The following is a 2,149-nucleotide window of genomic DNA, read 5'->3' as shown; positions in this document are numbered from 1 at the left end:
GGGGGATTTGTTGGGCATACGTTCTCCGTTAGAGAACTGTCCCTAATTTCCCGTGTCTCACTTTTGGGGGCACTCCACGCAACGCGGCTGCAGGTGTCCCGGGTTACGCGTTCCGCTCCACCCGGGCTACATGCTGTCCGCCGATCGCGGCACAGTGGAGGAGCGATGCAGGACATTCAGGCGCTGCAGCGATACGCCACGCTCGACGTCTGGCGCGAGCGCTGGTCGACGGTGGCGATGATTGCTGTGGCCCTGCTGCTGGCGCTCGGCCTGTTCGCTCTGATCTGGATGGCTCCGCGTAGCCCCGAGCCGGCGCGCCGCGAGCCGACGATCATCCAGCTTCTGCTTGTTCCCCCGCCACCTCCGCAGCGGCCTCCCGAGCCGGCGAAGGAGACGACGCAGCGCACTCTGCAGGCGCCGCCACCCGTCCCGGTCCCCCCGAAGAAGGTGGTGAACAATCGCCGGGATTCCGTCGCAGCCGCGCCGACACCGAAGCCCGCGCCGCCGCAGCCGAAGACAAAACTGCCCCCGGTGTCGGATCCGTTGAGCCTGGACGCGCCTCCCGATTGGAGGCAGGCCGCTCTGCCGAAGGGATCCAACGCCGGCACTCTCATCGGCGGGGACGGTGACAACGGCGGAGGCAGCGGCTGCGGCACCGGCAGCCCCTATCTCACGATGATCACCTCGCAACTCCGCAACGTGGTCGAGCGCAACGCGAGAGCGGACAGCCGCAAGTTCCAGGCCCAGGCCCAGCTCTGGTTCGACGACCTCGGAAACGTGCAGCGGAGCCAACTCGTGCGATCGGCTGGAAATGCCGATCTCGATGCCACGATCACAAAGCTGCTGAAGGAAATCAGTATCGGCAGGGGACTGCCGCGGTGCGTCCAGCCCATTACGGTCTGGGTCGGCAACCCCTGGACCGGCGTTTTCAGGGACGCCGACAACAAGCCGGTCACGCCAAGCCATGTGGAGGTCTGGCGAACGTATCGCCGTCCCTAGAGCATAGCCCCGAAAAGGTTTTCCGAGCAGACCATGCCCAAGTGAGTCAGGCCGCCTTGGCGGCCCGCTCGGCGTGATGCATTGCGCGTCGGCGCCAGATCGATCCGACGACCAGCACCACGATGACGCCAAGCAGCGCCAGCGCGATCTCGCCGCCATGGCCGCCGCCGGCAAAATGCGGACCGATGCCGAGCGCCCCCAGCCAGGAATCGAGCGCGCCGCCGACCGGTCCGGCAAACAGCGCATCGAGCTTCGGATCGACCGCCGGATCGGTCGCGATCACATCGCCGGCGATCCACCCGAGCAGCGCCGCGCCGGCCCAGACCAGCACCGGCAGCTTGTTGAGCAGCGCCATGATCAGCGCCGCGCCCGCGACGATCAGGGGTACGCTGATCGCAAGACCCAACACCAGAAGCGGCACGCTGCCATTGGCCGCGGCGGCAACCGCGATCACGTTGTCGAGGCTCATGACAATGTCGGCGACGACGACGATCTGCACCGCCGCCCACAGATGCGCGGCCGCATCCACGCTGTCCTCGTCCTCGTGTTCGGGAACGAGCAGCTTTGCCGCGATCACGATCAGCGCCAACCCGCCGACGAGCTTGAGGTAAGGGAATTCCATCAAGGTCGCGACGATGCCGGTGAAGATGATGCGCAGAATCACCGCGGCCGCCGCGCCGAAGATCATGCCCCACAACCGCTGGCGCGGCGCGAGCCCACGGCAGGCCAGCGCGATCACCAATGCGTTGTCGCCCGACAACAACACATTGATCCAGATGATCTTGCTGACGGCGACCCAGAACGTCGTGGTCGCCATCTCGCTCTTGAACTGCGTGAAGAAAGCCGCGAGGTTCGCGGGATCAACGATCTGCCACAGCCAGTCCACAGCGCTTCCTTTCGGCCTTGCGACCACCCCTGGCGACGCTCAAGCCGCCGCAACTTCGTTGTATTAGAGCACGATCCGGAAAAGTGGATACCGGTTTTCCCTCGCGACAAACGCGAAGCGTTTGCGCAGGAAGATCATGCTCAAACAAAGAGCTAAAGCGGGATGACGATTCGAAGAAAAGTCATCACGCTTTAGGCCGTGTGGACTCTTGGGATTCTCAAATCAGATTGAACGTGATTCAAGGCTTTCTTTTAGGAGGAAGCC

At 64.4% G+C, this 2,149-nt stretch carries 2 protein-coding genes; one reads left to right on the top strand and one right to left on the bottom strand.

What is annotated here, in order from left to right; all coding sequences use genetic code 11:
• Positions 1 to 165: 165 nt before the first annotated feature.
• Positions 166 to 999 carry a TonB C-terminal domain-containing protein gene (locus tag AAFX91_RS41060; protein ID WP_394570278.1) on the top strand — a complete coding sequence of 278 codons (834 nt, stop codon included), beginning with the start codon at positions 166 to 168 and terminating at the stop codon, positions 997 to 999.
• A gap of 46 nt (positions 1,000 to 1,045) precedes the next feature.
• On the opposite strand, the gene AAFX91_RS41055 is transcribed toward AAFX91_RS41060, so the two are convergent.
• A complete protein-coding gene (locus AAFX91_RS41055; protein ID WP_130581401.1) occupies positions 1,046 to 1,885 on the bottom strand; it encodes a TerC family protein in 840 nt (279 codons plus the stop codon).
• Positions 1,886 to 2,149: the final 264 nt, after the last annotated feature.

The organism is Bradyrhizobium sp. 31Argb (assembly GCF_043638955.1).
Classification (GTDB): Bacteria; Pseudomonadota; Alphaproteobacteria; order Rhizobiales; family Xanthobacteraceae; genus Bradyrhizobium.
Note: the sequence above shows the minus strand (reverse complement) of the source record. Positions and strands in the feature narration are given on the sequence as shown.